This is a genomic window from Microcoleus sp. CZ3-B2, assembly GCF_036705055.1.
In the GTDB taxonomy this organism is placed as follows: domain Bacteria; phylum Cyanobacteriota; class Cyanobacteriia; order Cyanobacteriales; family Microcoleaceae; genus Microcoleus.
The window spans coordinates 34,736-55,673 of record NZ_JAUBTN010000042.1 but is presented as its reverse complement, the minus strand read 5'-3'; the positions used below and the strand labels follow the sequence as shown (position 1 = coordinate 55,673).

Annotated in this window: 17 protein-coding genes; 7 read left to right on the top strand and 10 right to left on the bottom strand. The window is 44.8% G+C overall.

All coding sequences use genetic code 11. The annotated features are described in order from the left end of the window. Positions 1 to 328: 328 nt before the first annotated feature. The 3 genes from QUA97_RS18720 to QUA97_RS18710 form a co-directional block, all read right to left on the bottom strand. Positions 329 to 2,356: an adenylate/guanylate cyclase domain-containing protein gene (locus QUA97_RS18720; RefSeq protein ID WP_194070383.1), complete on the bottom strand. Its 2,028-nt coding sequence runs from the start codon at positions 2,354 to 2,356 to the stop codon at positions 329 to 331. Continuing rightward, positions 2,322 to 7,031, bottom strand: a complete 4,710-nt coding sequence (locus QUA97_RS18715) for a PAS domain S-box protein (RefSeq protein WP_333195544.1) — start codon at positions 7,029 to 7,031, stop codon at positions 2,322 to 2,324. The genes QUA97_RS18720 and QUA97_RS18715 overlap by 35 nt, the downstream gene beginning before the upstream one ends. 608 nt (positions 7,032 to 7,639) lie before the next feature. Next, positions 7,640 to 8,173, bottom strand: coding sequence for a hypothetical protein (locus tag QUA97_RS18710; RefSeq protein ID WP_333195543.1), 534 nt, complete (start codon positions 8,171 to 8,173; stop codon positions 7,640 to 7,642). Between the two features lie 142 nt (positions 8,174 to 8,315). Between QUA97_RS18710 and QUA97_RS18705 the strand changes: the two genes are divergently transcribed. The 4 genes from QUA97_RS18705 (at position 8,316) to QUA97_RS18690 (ending at position 12,075) form a co-directional block, all read left to right on the top strand. Further along, a complete protein-coding gene (locus QUA97_RS18705; RefSeq protein WP_194070389.1) occupies positions 8,316 to 9,233 on the top strand; it encodes a histone deacetylase family protein in 918 nt (305 codons plus the stop codon). A gap of 142 nt (positions 9,234 to 9,375) precedes the next feature. Continuing rightward, positions 9,376 to 10,386: a glycosyltransferase family 2 protein gene (locus tag QUA97_RS18700; RefSeq protein WP_194070380.1), complete on the top strand. Its 1,011-nt coding sequence runs from the start codon at positions 9,376 to 9,378 to the stop codon at positions 10,384 to 10,386. A 191-nt stretch (positions 10,387 to 10,577) separates the two neighbouring features. Further along, complete coding sequence (locus QUA97_RS18695) at positions 10,578 to 11,159, top strand: serine O-acetyltransferase (RefSeq protein WP_194070379.1); 582 nt, start codon at positions 10,578 to 10,580, stop codon at positions 11,157 to 11,159. A 373-nt stretch (positions 11,160 to 11,532) separates the two neighbouring features. Continuing rightward, positions 11,533 to 12,075, top strand: a complete 543-nt coding sequence (locus QUA97_RS18690) for a serine O-acetyltransferase (protein WP_333195542.1) — start codon at positions 11,533 to 11,535, stop codon at positions 12,073 to 12,075. A 136-nt stretch (positions 12,076 to 12,211) separates the two neighbouring features. On the opposite strand, the gene QUA97_RS18685 is transcribed toward QUA97_RS18690, so the two are convergent. From QUA97_RS18685 to QUA97_RS18670, 4 genes are read right to left on the bottom strand one after another with little or no spacing between them, the layout of a single operon-like run. Further along, entirely contained in the window at positions 12,212 to 12,505 is a 294-nt protein-coding gene (locus QUA97_RS18685) for a glycosyltransferase (protein WP_194070378.1), read from the bottom strand. A 49-nt stretch (positions 12,506 to 12,554) separates the two neighbouring features. Then, entirely contained in the window at positions 12,555 to 12,923 is a 369-nt protein-coding gene (locus QUA97_RS18680) for an RNA-guided endonuclease TnpB family protein (protein ID WP_333195541.1), read from the bottom strand. Further along, positions 12,907 to 13,419 carry an RNA-guided endonuclease InsQ/TnpB family protein gene (locus QUA97_RS18675; protein WP_333195540.1) on the bottom strand — a complete coding sequence of 171 codons (513 nt, stop codon included), beginning with the start codon at positions 13,417 to 13,419 and terminating at the stop codon, positions 12,907 to 12,909. The genes QUA97_RS18680 and QUA97_RS18675 overlap by 17 nt, the downstream gene beginning before the upstream one ends. Next, a complete protein-coding gene (locus QUA97_RS18670) occupies positions 13,382 to 13,738 on the bottom strand; it encodes an RNA-guided endonuclease InsQ/TnpB family protein (RefSeq protein ID WP_333195539.1) in 357 nt (118 codons plus the stop codon). Before QUA97_RS18670 ends, QUA97_RS18675 begins: the two co-directional genes overlap by 38 nt. A gap of 501 nt (positions 13,739 to 14,239) precedes the next feature. On the opposite strand from QUA97_RS18670, the gene QUA97_RS18665 reads away from it, so the two are divergent. Genes QUA97_RS18665 through epsE form a run of 3 tightly spaced genes read left to right on the top strand, consistent with a single transcriptional unit; the run spans position 14,240 to position 17,883 of the window. Then, positions 14,240 to 15,253, top strand: coding sequence for a glycosyltransferase family 2 protein (locus tag QUA97_RS18665; RefSeq protein WP_194067770.1), 1,014 nt, complete (start codon positions 14,240 to 14,242; stop codon positions 15,251 to 15,253). Between the two features lie 46 nt (positions 15,254 to 15,299). Then, positions 15,300 to 16,595, top strand: a complete 1,296-nt coding sequence (locus QUA97_RS18660) for a glycosyltransferase family 4 protein (RefSeq protein WP_333195537.1) — start codon at positions 15,300 to 15,302, stop codon at positions 16,593 to 16,595. A 43-nt stretch (positions 16,596 to 16,638) separates the two neighbouring features. Continuing rightward, positions 16,639 to 17,883: an exopolysaccharide biosynthesis GT4 family glycosyltransferase EpsE gene (gene epsE / locus QUA97_RS18655; protein WP_333195536.1), complete on the top strand. Its 1,245-nt coding sequence runs from the start codon at positions 16,639 to 16,641 to the stop codon at positions 17,881 to 17,883. A 387-nt stretch (positions 17,884 to 18,270) separates the two neighbouring features. Here the strand turns inward: epsE and QUA97_RS18650 are convergent, their stop codons facing one another. The 3 genes from QUA97_RS18650 to QUA97_RS18640 form a co-directional block, all read right to left on the bottom strand. Next, positions 18,271 to 18,624, bottom strand: a complete 354-nt coding sequence (locus QUA97_RS18650; protein WP_096832348.1) for a DUF1257 domain-containing protein — start codon at positions 18,622 to 18,624, stop codon at positions 18,271 to 18,273. Positions 18,625 to 18,754: 130 nt separating this feature from the next. Next, positions 18,755 to 20,284, bottom strand: coding sequence for a stress-responsive protein Ycf46 (gene ycf46, locus QUA97_RS18645; RefSeq protein WP_194067774.1), 1,530 nt, complete (start codon positions 20,282 to 20,284; stop codon positions 18,755 to 18,757). Positions 20,285 to 20,412: 128 nt separating this feature from the next. Continuing rightward, positions 20,413 to 20,763, bottom strand: coding sequence for a hypothetical protein (locus tag QUA97_RS18640; protein WP_194008388.1), 351 nt, complete (start codon positions 20,761 to 20,763; stop codon positions 20,413 to 20,415). Between the last annotated feature and the right edge of the window lie 175 nt (positions 20,764 to 20,938).

Genomic DNA, 20,938 nt, shown 5'->3' with positions numbered 1-20,938 from the left:
TTAGTCATTAGTCATTAGTCATTAGTCATTAGTCATTAGTCATTAGTCATTAGTCATTAGTCATTAGTCATTAGTTAATTGTTAGTTGTTAGTTGTTATTGGAAATTGAGAATTGAGAATTGAGAATTGGAATTGATAATGGGAAATTGGGGATTCGCAACCAATAACAACTAACAACTAACCAATAACCAATAACCAATAACAACTAACCAACAATAACTAACCAATAACAACTAACCAATAACAACTAACCAATAACAACTAACCAATGACTAATGACTAATGACTACTGACTACTGACTACTGACTAATGACTAATGACTAATGACTACCTTTTTTCCAACAACCAATAAGTCCTCATATTCCCCTTACCTTTCACCGGAATTACGCCTCGCATCTCCAACAAATACTTATCTTTTAAAAGCTCGTAAGTAACATCAGTAACTTGAATTCTGCCCGCAAAACCCGTACCCTCCATCCTCGACGCCACATTCACCGTATCTCCCCACAAATCATAGGTAAACTTGCTCACACCAATCACTCCCGCCACCACCGGCCCGGAATTGATGCCGATGCGAATTGCCAGTTTTTCTCCTGTCTCGGCCGACAATTTGGCTATTTTTGCCTGCATTCCCAAGGCCATTTGGGCGATCGCCTCCGCGTGGTCATGTCTCGGCGTAGGCAATCCCCCCACTACCATGTAAGCATCACCAATAGTCTTGATTTTCTCCACACCGTACATTTCAGCTAACTGGTCGAAGTGAGAAAAAATCACATTCAATCGCTTTACCAACTCCGTCGGAGACATTCTCGCCGACAGTTCAGTAAAGCCAACAATATCAGCAAATAAAACACTTACATCGGCAAAACTGTCGGCGATCGTGCTTTGCTGGGCCTTCAAACGTTCTGCTATTGGTTTGGGCAGAATATTTAACAACAATTTCTCGCTTTGTTCCTGTTGAATTTTGAGTTCTTCTTGCGCTAATTTTCGCTCTGTAATATCAGAAACAGTACCCTCATAGTACATCATAACGCCTTTTGAATCCCGAACGGCGCGGACATTTTCTGATACCCAAATCTGGCTTCCGTCCTTGCGGCATACCATAGATTCAAACCCCGAAACCGCATTTTCTGCATCCATAGCCGCCACGAATTCCAGGCGGCGTTCAGGGTCAACGTACAGTTGTTTGGCGATATTTTTAATGCTAGACATCAGTTCTGCTGGCGAGTCGTAACCGTACAATTTTGCCAAAGCTGGATTAGCGCTGAGATAGCCTCCAGAAGGAGTGCTTTGAAAAATGCCTTCCATCGCATTTTCTACAATGCTGTGATATCTTTCTTCAGCAATTCGCAGCAATTCTTCGGCTTGTTTGCGCTGAATCAAACCACCTAATTGAGTGCCAACCGCATTGAAAATGTCTATAAAGCGCGCGTTTTTCGGAGAAGGCAAAATTTGAAAAAAAACTAGCACCGCCAATACTTCATCGCCTACCAAAATCGGCACGCCAAAACCTGCTTTAAATCCGAGTTCTCGTGCTACTTCACTTCGTAAAAAATCTGGGTAGCCCTGGGAAATATCTTCTACCCATTCCGGTTCCTTGGATGCCCAAACTCGTCCTGGCAGCCCGATATTCATGGCAAATGTCAGTTGTTCGCTTTGGGTGCGGAAGGGTTCCATGCTGGCGTTACTCGCATACCAGCCCCTGGCAGATTGCAGCGCAGTTCCTTCTGCATTGGGAATCCAAGCTTCTCCTACATCCCATCCGATTGTTTCGCCAAGTTGGTGCAGAATTGCTTCTAAAGCTGAATGAAAGTCCGCAGCTTCGCCGATCGCCTGCGTCGTTTCCAGCAAAAACCGGATTGATTCTTCCGCCCGCTGCCGTTCGGCGATTTCTGCCTGCAATCTGGAATTGCGATCGTGCAATTCCCTAGCTTGCTGTTGCAGTTGCGATTGCAACAAACGCAAAGACAGTTGGCTTTCCACGCGGGCGAAGACTTCTTCTACTTGAAACGGCTTAGTAATATAATCTACTCCTCCTACTTGAAAAGCCTTAACTTTTTCCATCACGTCATCTAGCGCACTAATAAAAATTACCGGAATATCTTTAGTATTTTCATATTTTTTTAAATTTTCACAAACTTCATAGCCGTTCATTTTCGGCATATTAATATCTAGTAAAATCAAATCGGGAGGAGAGATTTGTGCTGCTTGCAGAGCCATTTTTCCGTTAATCGCCTTCCTAACTTGATACCCGTAGGATTCTAGCATAGTTGATAAAAGTCGCAAGTTGTCCGGCATATCGTCAACGATCAGAATGTCTCTAAGAGTCGCTGCTAGTAATGGCTCGTTCATCATAATATAATTGAGTTAAATCGATAATGATATCTATCCGAAAATTATCGACTAAATCTGTTAAAGCATTAGCGAGATTTGCCTCAGTTTCGGGAATTTGAGCGATCAGTCCGAGGATGCGGTTGTCGTCAACGCAAAGTGCTGCTCGGTATAAATCGACCACCCAGTCTGCGGGCATTACACTCAAATCCTCGGTGGTCAAACTTTGAACCTGTCGGGGTGCTGAATCAGAAATAGATGAGTTTTCTTCCTCATAAATATAACGCAGATTCAAGTGATGCGCTATCTTTTCAAATAGTACCTCTTCCCGAAACGGTTTACAGATAAAATCGTCACAACCGGCAGACAAAATTATTTGTCGCTGCTCGTCAAAAGCACTAGCAGTCAGGGCAATAATTATTATTTCTCTACCTTCTGGAGTTTGCTTGATCTGTTTTGTAGCTTCGTAGCCGTCCATAACTGGCATCAGCATATCCATCAAAATTAGGTGCGGCTTCCAAGTAGACTGCAAAGCAACTCCTTCTTTACCGTTAATTGCTTCGCGGACTTCAAATCCGAGCGGTACGAGAAGCTGAAACAGCAGTTGGCGATTTTCCGCTACATCTTCAACTATTAATATCCTATAGGTTTGCTGTCCGGCTTCTAAAGCAATAACTGGTTTAACGGCAGGTTTTTCTTGTTCGTCACTTTCTGTTACGATGTTAACGCGGATATTAAAAGTAAAAATTGTGCCTCTATCCACTTGACTTTCAACAGCAATATTACCTCCCATAATCTTGACGAACTGTTGGCTAATTGGCAATCCTAGCCCGGTTCCCTGCATAGACTTGCGACCTGTTTCGGTTTGCACGAAGGGCTGAAATAATGTAAGAACTTCCGACGGAGAAATGCCGGGTCCCGTGTCGGCAATTTCAAAATGCAATTGAGCTTCTTCTTGTCCGACGGCGTTTTTTTCTACTTGGCTGCTAACGCACAAAGTAACGGTTCCGTGTTGAGTAAATTTAATGGCATTGCCGATCAGGTTAATTAAAACTTGTCGCAATTTCGACTCGTCTGTTTCAATGTACTGCGGCAAATCGCCGATATTTTCAAATATCAGGCGCAACCCTTTTGAATTTGCTTTTAGTTGCAGCATTTCTCGGAGACTGCCGAGAAGGTTGTAGAGGTTGAAGCGGCTTTGATTGATAGTAATTTGACCTGCTTCTATTTTCGACATTGACAAAACATCATTGATCAGTTCCAGTAAATGTTCGCCGCTGCGGTTAATAATTTCTATGTATTCTTTTTGTTCTTGCGTGATGGAACTGTTGCGGGCCATGACTTGGGAAAAACCGAGAATGGCGTTGAGAGGGGTGCGGAGTTCGTGGCTCATGGAAGCGAGAAATTGGCTTTTGGCGCGGTTGGCAACTTCGGCATTTTCTTTGGATTTAAGTAGTTCCATTGACTGCCTTTGAGTGCGGGCGAGCAATTCTGCTTGCTGCAATGCTACTCCTAGCTGAGTGCCCACATGAACTGCAACGTTGATTTCAGATTCGCTCCACTGGCGGGGAGCTGAATTTTGATAGGATGCTAGCAGTCCCCAGAGTTTTTCTCCGCAGAAAATTGGCACGGTAATGTAGGCTCTGGATTGAAATTTTTCTAAGAGTTGGATGTAGCAATTATTGAATCCTTGCTTGTAAATATCTGGGACGCAAAGGTAAGTTTTACCTCGGCTGTAGGCTCCGCCCGCAGTTTCTTGCAAATAAGTATCGCATACTTTTTGTGAGCTGCTCTCGAATTTTTTGACGAGGCATTGTTCGTTTTTTAAAGCACTTTCAGTAATTTTAGAATCAACCTGCTGTGCTTGCATGAAAGAAATCCACTTGCTGTCAACTGATTCTGCTACAAATTCGCCGCTCCAGTCAGGATTAAAACGGTAAAGGGCGACTCGATCGCACTTCATGGTTTGGCGCAATTCTCTGGTTGTAGTTTGAAATATTTCTCGGATATCTAATGTCTGGCGCATTCTTTCAATGATTCGGGCGATCGCTCTTTGTCGCAAAGCACTTTCTTGCAGTTCAGTTTGCGCTTGCTGGCGTTCGGTAATATCTACAGCCATTAAAGCGATGCCGATCGCTGTACCGTTATCGTCAATTAGCGGAGTATTATACCATTCGCAAACAATACTTCTACCATCTTTTGTAATAGTTTTGTGGGTGGTGCAACTGGCACAAGACTCCATATTAATTTTGTTGCTTAAAATTTGAAATATTTGGTGGTAACAGTTGTTTGGAACGAGGCGATCTGGGACATTTTGGCCGAGAACTTCTTCTTGGCTGTAGCCAAAAAGTTTTTCGGTAGCCGGATTCCAAGTGATAACTTCTAAATTCAGGTTTAATTCAATAATTGCGATCGGCGTTTGCTGCAATAAAAATGAGATTCTTTGCTGCGATGCTAGCAGTTTTTCGGCCGCTAATTTGCGGTCTGTGATGTCATTAGCCGTACCGAGAGTTTGTTTGGGTCTACCGTCATTTGTTCTGAGAAATACTGTATCCCAACTGTGCATCCACCGCCATTCGCCGTTTTTGTGTTTCATGCGGTATTGACATTCAATGACATCGCCGTCTTTCGCTTGCTGCACTTTTTGGACGCTTTCACAAAAAGCTGGCAAATCCTCGGGGTTGAGCAGATTTGACATCATTTCTGTACCCATATCTTGTACTTCTTGGGCGGTGTAGCCCAGCATCGCAGCAATTTGGCGGTTGCAGTAAACATTGCGCCGTTCAATTAAATCGTAAACGTACAACAGGTTGGGATTGGAATCGGCGATCGCCTGAATGAAGTGCTGGCTTTCTCGGAGTGCAGATTCTGCTTGTTTGCGATCGCTAATATCTCGCGCTACCACAATCACTGATTCAGCAGAAAGCACAGAAATTTTAGCGTCGAGCCAAACTTCACGCTCTCCGACTGTATAGCTATATTCAATATTGATGCTTTGCTTTGTTTTGAGAACTTGTTTGACGGTATTTAATACCAAATCTGCTGCCGGTTCCGGTAAGATTTCGTGGGCGGTTCTGCCAATCATTTCGGTGGGAGATTTCACCAAATTTACCGCTGCTGTCGGGGCGATTTTGATGCAGCGCCCTTCTGCATTTCTCACTAAAACTATGTCAGTCATGGCGGTAAAAATCGCCCGCAATTCTGCTTCAGATTCTTGCAGAGCTTGTTCGGCGCGGATGCGGGTGCGAATTTCTGCTTGCAACTGTTTATTTTGCCGATCGAGCTGCGCGAGTCGGTTTTTTTCTCGATCGATCAGTTTAGCTTGAGCGATCGCAATCCCTACTTGACCCGCCACAGCTTCTAACAAGTCGATTTCATCTTTTGTCCATTCGCGTTGGCGATCGCACTGGTGCAAACAAATAGCGCCGTTTGCCATCCCTTGGTAGGAAGTGCGAATTGCCAGCATCGATTTCAACCCAGCCACGCGGCAAATCGATTCAGCAGCTTGCAAAAAAGGATCTGAATAAACGTCGTTGGAGGCGATCGCCCGGTCTTGGATCATCATTTGTACGACGTGAGGATTGCCCCAAATTGGAACGATTACGTTCCGCATTGATTCCCACTCAGGTTCGAGATACTCAGCCGCCAGAGGAAGATCGACTTGGGGGCTAGTAACGTAAGTATGAATCAAACAGCGATTGACGCGGAATGCCTGACCGATTTGAGTTGCAGCCGTTTGAAAGATTTTTTCCGGCTGCAAGCTAGATCGAATTTCTTGAGTTATTTTTGCAATCAGCAACTCTCGCTGAACTTGCCGTTCTAAAGCAGATTTAGTTGAGGCCGATTCTATTTCTGCTTGCTTGCGATCGCTGATATCAAAAAGTACCCCATACCAAACAATATCGCCATTGTCACGCATTTCTGGTCGAGAATTCGATTGCAGCCATTTGAGTTTGCCCGACGGCGTAACAATCCGCCATTCACAAGCAAAGGGTTCTAAAGTTCGAGCGCTCTCGCAAATTTTTTGCTCCAGATATTTTCGGTCATCAGGATGATTTTGATTGCAGCATAAATTATAATCTTTTAATATTTCTTTGGTTTCAAATTCGTAAATATCCCGACAAGCGTAACTGATATATTCAAATTGGAAACTTCCATCCGATTTTTGCATAAATTGATAAATAACTCCCGGTATATTCACCGCCAATTTCTGCAACCTTTCTTGGCTTTCCCGAAGTGCTTTTTCTGTTTGATTGCGAAATTCTACCTCTCGTTGTAGTTCGGCATTCTGCTGTTTTAATTGTTTCGATAGCTGTTGTATAGTCAGTTGACTTTCAATCCGTACCAAAAATTCTTCTACTTGAAAAGGTTTAGAAATGTAGTCAACACCGCCCACTTCAAAAGCCTTGACTTTCTGACAAGTTTCATTAAAAACGCTCAGAAAAATCACGGGTATTTCGCGAGTCTTTTCGTTAGCTTTCAGTCTTTCGCATACTTCGTAGCCGTTCATTGTTGGCATAGCAATATCTAGCAAAATCAAGTCTGGAAGAACGGCAAAATTAGCATTTACCACCATTTCCCCCGAAATTGCCCGCTGAACTTTATACCCTTCTTTCGTCAATATATTTGAAATAAATCGGAGGTTGTTGGGTCGATCGTCTACAATTAAAATATGAATTGTTTTTTTGTCGAGCGCCATATTATGTCTTGCCCTTGGGAATTTTAGCGTGTTGACCGGAGAGGAATTATTTAATAAATCAAGTATTCTTGTGAAATAAAAATTATCATATTAATTTTTATATGCCTCAGCAAATAGAGTATTTTTTGAAACCTTGGTTCATCAAATAACGCACTTTGTCTGCGAGAAAGTTTTGGGCAGCTAAGCTTAAATTCGCAACTCAAATCAACCACATTTTGATTGTATTTTAGTGCCACAATAAATCTAAGTTTTCTAGGAACAATTAAATTGCCTAAAAAAATCATGAATTAGCCACGGCCGGCCCAAGAAACTGGGGACGAGAACCCAAGCTTCTGAACATTCAGCTACCACCTTCAAAAGGTTTGAGCAGAGATACACACCTAGACGCACCCCGATGCGAAACAACCCGGTTTTTTACTTTTGCTCCGGGCTGCAACCTGTGTATTGCTGTGAAAAAAACGCGGTTTCGAGACACCCGCGCCTAAGTCTTGAGATATTTGGCAACTAAGAGTATAGCGGTTCTCAAGCGTGGTGAGGTACGCCCATAGCCCTAGACCCATAGTCCTAGGCCCTATCCCGGATAGTACCTCCTATGATAGCTCGAAAGGCTATATCAACTCTTTTCTCAGTCTTTTCTCTGCGAACAATTCCTTAAGTTTAGCAAAATTTTCATTACTGAGGGATATTTTAATTTCAAGTTCTTGCTCAGCCTCCCATAGCAGCAATGTATTATCTTCCCCCAGCGCAAACTCTGGATTGTTTAATTCAAGTGTTTGATATTTCACTTCGGGAAATCCTATGCGAATTACCACTTCTGATTCCAACTGAGGATAGAGATACAATTGCTGTTGCAGGTTGTCTAGTTCTAGTTTCTGAACTGTGGTGTTGCGTTTGACAGGAGAATCGGGTTTGTACCAATAGAGAGTATCTTCGCGAATTTCAGGATTGACTATCACAAATGTTACGTCAAAACGCTGGGCTTGCCAGTGAATTTCGCTCATACCGCCGATTTGCGGAATCAGTCGCTCAACCCAGCTAATTTTTTTGCCGTTGAGGTTTTTCCACCACTGAGCGATACGCTCGAAGTTCTCAGCATTTTCGGGGTTGTTGCTGCCGGACTCCCAGACTGTTTCTAGTTGCATATACAGGTTCTCCAGCGAATTTAAATTTGAGGTTGCAGGCTTTCAATTGGACTTCTCCTCCAAAAGCCTGTAAGCGAACAGGCTCGAATAGGGCGATCGACAAGAATTATTCGATTCGTCTATTCGTTCTACAATCATCGTCATGGACTTACCAATTATCTACCACGAAGATTATGTTGCGCCACTGCCGCCCGGTCACCGCTTCCCGATGGCAAAGTTCGGGCTGCTTTACGAAATGCTGCGGTTGGATGGGGTAGCAGAGCGATCGCAATTTCACGCTCCGGAACTTTTAGGGTCAGAATGGATTGAGCTAGTCCACGATCGCGATTACATTCAAGCTTACTGCAACGGAACGCTGGATGACAAAGCTCAACGCCGAATTGGTCTGCCTTGGAGTCCGGCCCTGGTCAACCGCACTTGTATCGCCTCCTCCGGGACTGTGCTAACTGCTAAGCTTGCTTTAGAATGCGGTTTGGCTTGCAATACTGCGGGCGGAACTCATCACGCATTCCCCAATTACGGCTCTGGTTTTTGTATTTTTAATGATTTGGCGATCGCCTCTAGAGTATTGCAAAAAATCGGTTTAGTTGGCCAAGTTTTAATTGTCGATTTAGACGTGCACCAAGGAGACGGAACCGCTGTAATTTTCCAAAATGACAGCAGTGTTTTTACATTCTCAATGCACTGCGAGGTCAATTTTCCTGGCACCAAACAAAAGAGCGATTTAGATGTAGCTTTGCCTGTCGGTATGGAGGACGACGAATACTTACAAACTTTGGCTAAATACTTACCAGATTTACTCTCCGATGTCAAGCCAGATTTAGTCTTGTACGATGCCGGAGCTGACACTCATCAGGCCGACAAACTGGGAAAATTAGCTTTAACTGATACCGGGTTATTTCGCCGGGAAATGCAAGTTTTATCTACTTGTTTAGCTGGCGGTTATCCCGTTGCCTGCGTCATTGGCGGTGGCTATTCCGATGACGTGAAGGGGTTAGTTTACCGACATTCGCTGCTGCACCGAGCGGCAAGTCAGGTTTACAGGCAATATCGACTGTGATGCAGAGCGGCGGGACTTCGGAAATATGGCACAAAAAACAGTCTTTCTCACCAAAACCAATAAAAATACTATTAGTCATCGCTCCAGCTTGCCAGAGCGGTACAACTTGAGCTAAAAAGTTGTTAAACCCACAAATGCACCTATGTCCAATGCCAGCGAGCCCAATCAACCCTATCCACTGCTGGTTGTCATTGTTAACTACCGAACCTCTAGTTTGACAATAGACTGCTTGCGCTCTCTAGTTACCGAAGTGCGATCGCTCCCCGGTACGCGGGTTGTAGTTGGCGACAATGCTTCAGGCGACAATTCTACCGAAGAAATACCAGCCGCTATAGCCACATTCGGCTGGAGCGAATGGGCTTCCTTCGTTCCCCTAGAGCGCAACGGCGGATTTGCCTACGGGAACAACGCCCTGATCCGTCCCGCCCTTGAATCCACCAATCCCCCCCCTTACATCCTGCTGCTCAACCCAGACACCGTAGTTCGCCCAGGAGCTCTGAAAGCACTGGTTGACTTCATGGACTCCAACCCCGAAGCCGGCATCGCCGGCAGCCGCTTGGAAGACCCCGACGGTACTCCCCAGCAGTCAGCTTTTCGGTTTCACAATCTATTGACCGAACTAGATTTTGGTTGGCGGACGGGCTTGCTGTCCAAGTTATTGGCAAACTGGGCCGTAGCGCCTCCTATTTCCCAAGAAATCTGTCAAACAGATTGGGTGGCTGGAGCTAGCATGATCGTCCGTCGCGAAGTATTTGAAAAGATTGGCTTGATGGATGAAGCTTATTTCATGTACTGCGAAGAAATGGACTTTTGTCTGCAAGCTAACAAAGCTGGCTGGAGTTGCTGGTACGTACCTGAAAGTCGCGTGGTTCACCTAGTAGGTCAAAGCTCAGGTGTCACTGACACCAAAAAGCCCCCTAAGCGACTGCCACAGTATTGGTTTGATTCCCGGCGCAGATACTTTCTCAAAAACTACGGCTTGGTTTACACAGCGTTAACAGATGTATCCTGGGCTTCGGGCTTTGGAGTCTGGAGGCTGCGCCGCGTACTTCAAGGTAAGCCAGATGGCGATCCACCAAAATTACTGACGGATTTTGTCACGAATAGTGTATTTTTTAAAGGAGGTAAGATTGAAGATTCAAAAAACTTTTAAATGGTATTTGTAAATAAATCAAAGCAAAAAAGCCAGGTCGCTCCTGGTCAGTCAAAGATTGCTTGATTCACCCAGCATTCATATTTTAAATAGAAGAATCCGGGTTGAACATCCTGAAAAAAAAGAGCAATATCTGACGATAGACGGCATCTATTGATAACTTAAATTAGACAGAATCTTGAGTACAGCTTATGGTAACGGAATCAAATTTAATCGCAAGTGAAACTCCAGTACAAAACTCGGAACAGGGATTGTGGCAGCAGATTAAAGAAGACTGGATTGCTCACGGTCGCGATTGGACAAAACCGGGATTTCGTGCCGTAGCAGTTCAAAGATTCGGTGTCTGGAGGATGCAGCTAGAACCAAAACTGCTGCGAGCTCCCTTGAGCATTTTGTATCGATCGCTCTACCGAAAAGTCCGGAATACTTACGGGATAGACTTGCCCTACACAGTCAAGCTCGGTCGTCGCGTGGTGATTGAACATCAAGGTGCTATTATCATTCACGGATACTGTACTATCGGTGACGACTGCATCATCCGCCAAGGCGTTACCCTGGGGAATCGCTACTTGGAAAAACCGCTCGAATCGCCTCAATTGGGCGATCGGGTGAACGTCGGCGCCGGTGCAAAAATTCTCGGCAAGGTCAACCTGGGAGACGACGTAAATATCGGTGCAAATGCTGTCGTTTTATCAGATGTTCCTGCTGGTCAAACTGCCGTTGGCATCCCTGCTAAAATTCTCAAATCCCGCCCTGTCGAAAACAATCCTTAAATTAGTACCAGAAAAAGTGACCTGTCTCTTCTGTTACTTAAATAAACTAGAGATCTACCGCCTCTATAGCGATAGATGCTTTTACTACGCAATTGTGGAGTTCTTTGGCCGTTGTGATTGTTGCACAAAGAGTGCGATCGCCACTGCTTGTTTGTAGACATCAACTCGTCAACTAAATAATTATAAGTTGACCGTCTAGCAATCTTGTGTGAATTGTGAATAATTTGTAGGGTTATTGCCCCGCCGTGCCTACCCGAAAAACCTGGCAAGCTACAAAAACAACATTACAACTCAAATAGGATTGCTAGAGAATTTAAAAAAATATTGTTACTCACCAACCAGATAAGATATAATGATAGTTATGTAATCTTAATTGTCATTATATCTTATCTGTTCTTTTGCACAAATAATGGTTCAATCAATAACTACACCTGTCGTTTCTGCCACCGAGCCAGATTGGAGCCGCGAAAAACTTCGCCAGTGGTGGGATCCTAGTCGCCAACTTCTAAAATCTATCCGCAATTATCAAAAATGGCAGAATCAAGGTGGAATTTTAGGGTATTTTTTCTCCCGGTTGAACGTAATCGAACATCGATTTTGGAGCATTGTAGCTGGAACTGACATCCCTTTGAACTGCAAAATAGGAGGGGGACTCGTTATGGTTCATCCTAATGGCATAGTCATTCATCCAGATGCATCTATTGGCCCGAACTGTCTAATTTTTCAACAGGTCACAATTGTTTCTAATGTCAAAATTGGCGGTCACGTCGATATCGGTGCAGGAGCAAAAATTATTCACTCCATAACGATCGGCGACCACGCTTTGATAGGTGCCAATGCTGTAGTTCTTTGCGACGTACCACCGGGCGCAACTGCAGTCGGAATACCCGCAAAAATTATCCCCAAAAAACTCTAAGCCTGAAAATGCACTCCTAGAAATATTCGCAGGAAAAAGGAAGTTGCAGAGCAAGGATTCTTTCAGAGGATTGTCCTATTTCCTAAACCTTCAATTTCTCCTGCACCAAATTTTTCCGTCGGCACGCTACTTTTTTTCAGGTAAAGTCCTCGGCTTGCTGGCGAACACTATCACCCGTCTGCGATCTCAACTCCGGCGAAAAAGCAAGCTTTCGCAAGCTTTCCACAAGAGCATCAGAGTCGTAGGGTGCTGCGACTAGCCCATCTGTGCCGTCCCGGACAATTGCGCCCGCTCCCATAGGTGAAGTGAGCACTGACAACCTGTGAGCTATAGCTTCATAGGTAACCACCCCACTACCTTCTTCGAGACTCGGAAAGGCAAAAATGTCAGCTTCGTCATAGACCGCGCCAACATTGGTGGTGCAATCCATTTGACATCCACCCCGGCGTAAACGCACGGGGATTCCTAAGACTCACGACTTAGGTTTCTGCTTCCGTCCCTGACGGGGATTTCGCACCAGCCTTAACAGATTTACTCTGTTCTGGTCTTACGGTCGCTCCACAGACTGACACGGCAAGCCCTGCCGCCAAAATATTTTTTGCCGCATTAATATCTCGGTCATGGTGAGTGTCGCAATTAGGACAATCCCATTCCCGGATATTCAACGGCATCTTGTCAACGATATGTCCGCAATTGCCACACCGTTTTGAACTCGGAAACCATCGGTCAATCTTAATTAAAGTACGACCGTACCAATCGCACTTGTAATCTAGTTGTCTGACTAATTCCCCCCAACTTGCATCACTTATAGAAGCGGCAAGTTTCCGGTTTTTAACCAGATTCTTCACAGCTAAGTCTTCTACGGCGATGGCGCAAGTTTTCACGCACCAACCCTGTTGTTAACTTGTGAAGATGATCTTTCCTTGCATCAGTAATTTCTTGATGCACTTTCCCTACTTTAAGCCGTGCTTTGTGACGGTTGTTTGACCCTTTTTGCTTGCAACTTAAAGCTTTCTGCGCTCTTCTAAGCTTGCGATACTTTGCCTTGAATACTTTGGGATTGGCAATCTTTTCGCCAGTGCTTAGAGTGAGCAAGCTTGTAACTCCCAGGTCGATGCCGACTTGATTATCTGTTTTGGGTAGTGTTTCAATTTCAACATCTACCAGCAGAGAAACTGACCACCTACCTGATGGTGCAAGCTTTACGCTTAAGGTTGAAGGTGTTGCACCATCAGGTAGTGTCCGACTCCAGCGAATTGGTAACGCTTGTGTGCTTTTTGCTAGGTAGACTTGTCCATCTCTGAACTTAAATGCTGACGAGAGTAAATTCTGCACTACCACCATTGCGTTTCTTTTTGAAGTTAGGATATTTTGCCCGCCCATCAAAAAAGTTGGTATAAGCCCTTTGTAAATGTCTCAAGCATTGCTGTAATGGCACACAGCTAACTTTGTTCAGAAAATCTAGTTCTTCGGTTTTCTTCCATTCAGTTAACATTGAAGAAGTCTCAGCATAGCCTACCCGTTTCTGTTTTGCGTACCAAGCTTCCGTTCTTGTGGCTAAAGCGCGGTTGTAGACCAAACGAACACAACCCAAAGTACGTCGCAACAAACTTTCTTGTTCCGGCGTTGGGTAGAATCGATAGCTGAAGGCTTTTAGTGTCATGCTGACCTTAACTACGCTATTTCACATACTAGCACGTCTTGTGTGAAATGGTATATCTTAACAAAAATTCATGTAAAGCCGTCCTAGAAGGACGGGGTTTCAAACCCAAATTTCTGATGAATTAGATCAGAGCGTCCTAAACATCACACATTCCGGGTGGTCATCACTGCATCCATCAGCTTGAATGTTGCACAGGAGAGCCAGCACCAATAAATCCTATGCTGCTTGACGAAAGTCTTTTAAGTAGTCGTGCAAAATTAATTACATAATATTTCGCATGAAAGCCTGACCTAGCAAGAAGTCTTTATGTAATTAATTTTGTGTAGTTACTTAATCGTTCACTGTTCATTAAGGGAGTGGATAGGTTTTATTTTTCATCCTCATTTTTTCCTTAACGGTGGCTCTAGTTCTTCTGAAAGCCACCGTTCTCATCTTTATTTAGTCTAAAGTCCAGTAAAATATTAAAGGAACTTCTCAGTAGTCGAATTCAAGAGGTAAGACTTGAAACAAATTGGATTAGTAGCGATCGGACGAAATGAAGGGCAGCGCCTCCGCCAGTGCCTAGTGTCGGCCACAGACAAAGTTGTCCGCGTCGTCTACGTCGATTCCGGCTCAACAGACGGCAGCCTAGAGTTAGCCCGATCGCTCGGAGCCCATACAGTAGAACTAGACTTATCTATACCGTTTACTGCAGCCCGCGCCAGAAACGAAGGCTTTGCCCGCTTGCTGGAACTAGCACCAGACATCGAATTTGTCCAATTTGTGGACGGTGACTGCGAAGTAGTTGATGGATGGATCGATCGCGCGCACAGAGAACTCACAGCCAGCCCCGATGTAGCAGCGGTGTGCGGCCGCCGGCGCGAACGATACCCCAAAGCAAGCATCTACAACCAATTGTGCGACATCGAGTGGGATACCCCCATCGGCGAAACCAAAGCCTGCGGTGGCGACTCCATGATGCGTGCCACAGCATTTCAGCAAGTCGAAGGTTTCAATCCCGCACTAATCGCCGGCGAAGAACCCGAACTGTGCTTGCGGCTGCGCCAAAAAGATTGGAAAATCCTTCGCTTAGACGCAGAAATGACCCTGCACGACGCGCAAATGACCAGTTTTGCTCAGTGGTGGAAGCGCGCTCAAAGAGCGGGTCACGCCTACGCCGAGGGAGCCTGGATGCACGGCAGCGAACCAGAGCGCCATTGGGTCAAAGAGACCCAAAGTACCTGGTTCTGGGGATTAGTCTTGCCAGTGTTAGCCTTGACAATGGCATGGCCGACAAAAGGCTGGAGTCTGTTAATATTGAGTGGCTACCCCTTAGCAACCTATCGCACCTATAACTATTATCTAAAGCATCGGGATCTCACAACTCAAGAGGCAGCCATCTACGCTTTCTCATGTGTATTAGCCAAATTTCCCCAGCTACAAGGTCAAATCCAGTTTCACCAGCACCGATTGCTGGGGCAGCAGAGCAAGTTGATCGAATACAAAACAACCAACTCTATTAATTCAGCCAGCTAGAATTACAGCTAACGTCCCAGAAATTTTACCCCTGATTAGCCAACAAATGAGCGATCAAAAATTAAAAGTTTTACTAATTGTAGAACAGTGCAATCCCGACTGGGCATCAGTACCTTTGGTGGGCTACAATTTTTTTAAAAATATCAATAATTTAGCTGATGTAACCCTCGTCACCCATATTAGAAATAAATCAGCTCTCGAAAAACACCCAGAACACGAAAATATTGTCTACCTAGAAGAAGGAAAGTTAACAAAACAATATTATAAAATAGTCGAAAAAATCACCGCAAACGGGCGAGTAAATTGGCCTCTTTATAATACCTTGAGTTACCCAATATATGAAGAATTCAATCAGCAAGTATATCAAAAATTCAAAGGTAAAATCCTCAATGGAGATTATGACATAGTTCATGCAATTACGCCCATGATGCCGCGGTATCCGTTTAAGGTAGTCAGTGTTTGCCAGCAGACTCCTTTTATTCTAGGCCCTGTGAATGGGGGCATTCCCTTTCCCCCAGGTTTTCAAGAAACTGCCAAACAAGAATTTGCTCAATTCAACTTTTTGAGAGCAGTTGGTCGAGCATTAATTCCAGGTTATGTAGACACTTACAAAAAAGCAGATAAGATTTTAGCCGGTTCAACCTATACTTTAAATATGCTAAAAGATTTGTTTGCAATCCCCGATCAAAGAATTGATTTGTTCTATGAAAATGGCATTTCGGAGGAATTTTTAAACCAGACAAATATCCCAATTAAAGATGTTAGCCATATCAATCTGCTTTTTGTGGGTCGATTAGTGCCTTACAAATGTGCCGATATTGTCATTGAGTCTATTGGGAAATTAGACCAGGCAATTAAAAGTAAAATCACCTTAACTATAGTAGGAGACGGCTCAGAAAGAAATAACTTGGAAAACCGAGTAAAGAAGCTTGATCTAGGGGGAATAGTTAGCTTTGCCGGATGGGTAAATCAACAAGAAACTCTGGATTATTATAGGAAAGCAGATATTTTTTGCTTTCCTTCGATCCGAGAGTTCGGGGGCGCAGTGGTAATGGAAGCTATGGCTTGCGGACTCCCCTGCATAGTTGCTAATAACGGCGGTATTGGTGAGTACGTGAATGAAGAAACTGGTTTTAAGATCGAGCCGATTTCTAGAGAGTATCTCACACAGGAGTTGATAAGTAAAATTAAGCTGTTAGTCGAAGACGATCGGCTGCGGGAAAGTATGTCAGCTAAGGCGATGGAAAAAGCCAGAGAATTTGCCTGGGAAAACAAAGCGATAAAAATCGTCGAGATTTACGAAAAAATGCTCGGCGATCAAAGTGTTAGTGCATCGACATAGTAGATAAATATCCTTGAATTAAAGATTATAAAGCAGGTAAGAAATGAAGGCAAAAATCGGATACTTTATTCCACAATTTCCAGGACAAACACACATCTTTTTGTGGCGTGAGCGACAATTTCTTGCAGAACTTGGAATTGAAACAGATTTAGTATCAACTCAACCGCCCCCCAGAGCGATCGCTTCTCACGTATGGGCCCAAGAAGCTCAAAAAAATACTGTTTATCTATTTCCCTTTGCTGCGAAAGATTTTATTAATTCATTCCTAGAGGTTCTCAAAGCAGGTCCCGCTGCATGGTGGCAGTGCCTCGCAGTTATTGCCCAAGCGAGAGATACATCGTTATTTGAAAAAGTTAAACTCTTAGCACTGGTTTTGGTTGCTGGGAAATTAGCAAGGTTAACAAAAACAAAAGGTTGGTCTCACATCCACGTTCATTCCTGTGCCAATTCCGCCAATATAGCTTTATTTAACTCAATTCTTACAGGCTGTACTTACAGTATAACTCTTCACGGGCCTACTCTAGAAGTGTACGGTTCAAATCAGGAACAAAAGTGGAAAAATGCGGCTTTTGCGATCGTCATATCTCAACTGCTTCTCAATGATGTCAAAAATAAATTAGCAAACTTTCTTCCGAAACAATTAGCTGTTGCTCCCATGGGAGTTAATATTGCAGAAATTAAACGCAGCAGCCCTTACAAGCCTTGGCAAGAAGGAAGTCCGTGCAAGATTTTTGCTTGCGGTCGCCTCAACCCGGTGAAAGGTCATAAATACTTGATTGAGACTGTAGAATTGCTGCGAAATCGGGGATTTGACGTGAGGCTGCAAATTGCAGGCGAGGATGAACAAGGGGGCAGCGGATATCACCAAGAGCTACAAAAAATCATTGAAGATAAATCGATGTCCGAAGGCGTGGAGCTAATTGGGGCTGTTTCGGAACAGCGAATTCGCCAAGGTCTAGAAGCAGCTAACGTTTTCGCTTTGGCAAGTTTGAATGAAGGAGTTCCGGTTGCTGTGATGGAAGCAATGGCGATGGAAGTGCCGTCGGTTGTTACTAATGTAGGTGGAACTTCTGAGCTAGTAGATGACGGCGTGGATGCTGTATTAGTTCAATCAGAAAAACCCGAAGAAATGGCAGATGCGATCGCCAATATACTCCAAAATCCAGAACTTGCCTTGAGCCTCAGTCAAGAATCTCGGAAAAAAATCATCGCCAAATTTAGCCACAGCCGCAGTGCAGAAACTTTAGCTCATTGCTTGGAAAAAGTTGGAATAACTAACCTGTCTTAGTTATGCCAAAGAAAAAAATTAATCTCTGATTATATAAATCGAGTTGATTCCCAAACAAGTGATGTGAATTGTAATTGTTGCTCAAAATGCTTCAACTAAGTTCGGCGGTGAGTCATTGCTGCAGCTGCACTATTTCCGAATACTTCGATCGCACCAAATAGAAACATGGTTAGTGACGCCCGCACCCAGGCCGAACTCTAAGCGATGTTTCCCGAAGAGTGCGATCGAATGCTTGAAATTTATCAACAAACCGTAAAAGATAGCGTCCGCTAAGGAGCAGCTTTCCTCTGTCTGTCGAGCTGTAGGGGCAGTGCCAAAAAACTCAAGCGCAAAAAACGGGTTAACCCGTATTTGGTTAACCCGCAAGCTTAGAAACGCGCACGGCGATTAATTTTGCACTACCAGCTTGACGTTGGCGTTTTGCAAACCGCGCTGCTTGACGGCTGCCAAGGTCTTGTTGACTGCGTACTTCTGGTTGATGGAGTTAATTAACTCAGTTTGATTGTGCTTTTTGGCCACGCCCCAGAGGTCGGCAATCAGGTCAAAGGAACCATCGCTATTGCGAGACCAACCCAGGTCGTATTCGCCTTCCAGAGTCGCTACGATGTCGGAGCGAACGCGCTGACCGTTATAACCGCGAACATCAGCTTCTGACTTGACTGAAATGCCCAAGTCGCGCAGGGAAGCTTTCAGGATTTCGGCATCGGTGATTTTGGTACGCAGAGTGCTAAAGTGAGACATTGGATTTCCTCCTAATAAAACTGAGAGAGAAACAACAACGGTCTGGATTTAACGGTGCCGCTGGGCGGCTTTTCAATCGAACTGCTAGCTGTTGCTAGCCTTTGCTCCTGTTTGGACCAGGAGAAAGCTTTTAGAATTCCATTCGCTGATATTCAGCGACGGAAGACGCAGCGGGCCGTGCGCGCTGTCTCGCCCAATCTCGGAGGGCGCTGACCTGTTCGGTCATGGTTTTAGACAGTGGCAATGTGGATTTAATGGCCGCGATGATATCTAACTGCGTAAACTCTCTATCTTGAGCGAAGGCCTCGTACATGGCTGCTACTAGCCCTTGCTCAATTTCTGCGCCTGAAAAGCCCTCGGAAACGTTGGAAAGCTGCTCTAAATCGAAGCGAGAGATGTCCCGACGGCGCTTTGACAGGTGAATGTTGAATATATCTTGGCGTTCTTCTTTGGTAGGCAGGTCAACAAAGAAGAGTTCGTCGAACCGGCCTTTCCTCAAGAATTCCCCCGGCAACCGCTCGATGCGGTTGGCTGTTGCCATTACGAAGACTGGGGAAGTCTTTTCTTGCATCCAAGTGAGGAATGAACCGAAAATTCGGCTGGATGTGCCTCCGTCTGAGTCAGCAGAACCACTGCCTCCGGAAAAGGCTTTGTCTAGTTCGTCGATAAACAGGATGGCTGGAGAGATGGATTCTGCTGTTTTTAGAGCGTTGCGGAGGTTGGCTTCCGATCGACCCACCATCGAGCCGTCGTAGACTCGGCCCATATCTAGCCGCAGCAGGGGCAGTCCCCAAAGGCGCGATGTAGTCTTGGCAATCAGCGATTTTCCGCATCCGGGTACGCCGAGAATTAACATCCCTTTTGGTTGGGGCAGACCGTATTCTCTCGCCCTTTCTGTAAAGGCGTTGGAACGCTGCTTGAGCCACCGTTTCAGCTCTTCTAAACCGCCTACTGCATCCAAGGTTTCATCTTCTTCAACGAACTCTAGAATGCCGTTGCGCCGAATTAATTGCTTTTTCTCCGACAGAACTATGTCTACTTCTTCTTCAGTTAACCGCCCTGTCGAAACGTGGGCTTTGCGATACACTTTTTCAGCTTCGTCCTTAGTCAATCCCAAGGCTGCTTTTAAAAGTTTTTCTCGCGCTTCTGTGGTAATGCGTCGCGATTTCGTTTGCTCCAACTGACCGGACAACACTTGGTTGAGTTCCTTCATGTCGGGAAGCGCGAAATCTAATACCACTACTTCCTTTTCTAGCTCGATCGGAATTTGCTGCAAAGGAGACATCAGTATAATTGTCTTTTGCGTTCCTTTGAAGTTGGCGATCGCATCCCGCAATAACCTTGTTACAGTTGCATCATCTTTAAAAGGATGAAGGTCTTTGAATATATAGATTCCACTGGGGTTGTTGCTTGGTTCCCGCTGCCTGATCACCCACTCAAGGGCTGCCTGTGGCGAGAGGGTGCTTTGCTGAGTGTTCCGAGGTTGACCGTGATCCGTGCGCTCTATCATGCCTTGGGTTACAGTCCAGACGAATACTCGTCGCTGTGGCTTGGCTTGAGCTATTGTTGAAATTGCTTGCTCACACCGCTCTTCCTCGGATGTCACGAGGTAGATCAGAGGATATTGAGCTTGGATTAGGATACTGATCTCTTCTTGCATAGTCCTCGACCCACTAGAGACGGTGCTATCTTTGCTGAATCTCAATGCTGCCTTTAGCCGAATTAGAAAAATTTTAGTGAAAAATTTCAGTAAATTTAAGTTCTAGCTTTTGGGGAAGCAAGGCATTCTTAGCAGGGAACCAATTCTTCCTCTCCCGGTCTGGCTGTGCTGGCACCGACGCCTGACACCTGCTTTACTGGAAGATCTTGCTCAGCCAATACGCTCGGCTGACTTGTTACTGATGCCAGTTCTCCATCTCGCATTACTACAGAACCCGTGCATTCTGGACAAGTGTACACCCGGTGGGTTTGTCCGTAGGAGGCTTCTACTTCGTCAACCACTTCGGGGTTTCCTAGGTAAAAGACAATTGCCCTTTCTGCAATTGATGACATCGGTTCTGTTTCGACTGCGGCTTTGATTTTGAGCTGACGATGCAGTTCCGGTGGAAGATACAGTGTAACTTTTTGCTTTTCTTGCATATCTGTGAATTGACTTACCCGGGTATGTATATTAGATTAGCCGCTTAATTCTTTGCTGTCAACCCTCTATGCTGTTTTAGCGTCATCTTGTAATATTTCGTTACAATTGAGGTGATTTTGGGGCAGCCTACAACGGAATTAATGGGCTTTTAGCTGATGAGGCTGCGATGCAGCG

Coding starts and splice junctions, on each gene's coding strand:
- QUA97_RS18720 (WP_194070383.1), bottom strand. CDS start 2,356: ATGATGAACGAGCCATTACTAGCAGCGACTCTTAGAGACATTCTGATC.
- QUA97_RS18715 (WP_333195544.1), bottom strand. CDS start 7,031: ATGGCGCTCGACAAAAAAACAATTCATATTTTAATTGTAGACGATCGA.
- QUA97_RS18710 (WP_333195543.1), bottom strand. CDS start 8,173: ATGCAACTAGAAACAGTCTGGGAGTCCGGCAGCAACAACCCCGAAAAT.
- QUA97_RS18705 (WP_194070389.1), top strand. CDS start 8,316: ATGGACTTACCAATTATCTACCACGAAGATTATGTTGCGCCACTGCCG.
- QUA97_RS18700 (WP_194070380.1), top strand. CDS start 9,376: ATGTCCAATGCCAGCGAGCCCAATCAACCCTATCCACTGCTGGTTGTC.
- QUA97_RS18695 (WP_194070379.1), top strand. CDS start 10,578: ATGGTAACGGAATCAAATTTAATCGCAAGTGAAACTCCAGTACAAAAC.
- QUA97_RS18685 (WP_194070378.1), bottom strand. CDS start 12,505: ATGGATTGCACCACCAATGTTGGCGCGGTCTATGACGAAGCTGACATT.
- QUA97_RS18675 (WP_333195540.1), bottom strand. CDS start 13,419: ATGGTGGTAGTGCAGAATTTACTCTCGTCAGCATTTAAGTTCAGAGAT.
- QUA97_RS18670 (WP_333195539.1), bottom strand. CDS start 13,738: ATGACACTAAAAGCCTTCAGCTATCGATTCTACCCAACGCCGGAACAA.
- QUA97_RS18660 (WP_333195537.1), top strand. CDS start 15,300: ATGAGCGATCAAAAATTAAAAGTTTTACTAATTGTAGAACAGTGCAAT.
- epsE (WP_333195536.1), top strand. CDS start 16,639: ATGAAGGCAAAAATCGGATACTTTATTCCACAATTTCCAGGACAAACA.
- QUA97_RS18650 (WP_096832348.1), bottom strand. CDS start 18,624: ATGTCTCACTTTAGCACTCTGCGTACCAAAATCACCGATGCCGAAATC.
- ycf46 (WP_194067774.1), bottom strand. CDS start 20,284: ATGCAAGAAGAGATCAGTATCCTAATCCAAGCTCAATATCCTCTGATC.
- QUA97_RS18640 (WP_194008388.1), bottom strand. CDS start 20,763: ATGCAAGAAAAGCAAAAAGTTACACTGTATCTTCCACCGGAACTGCAT.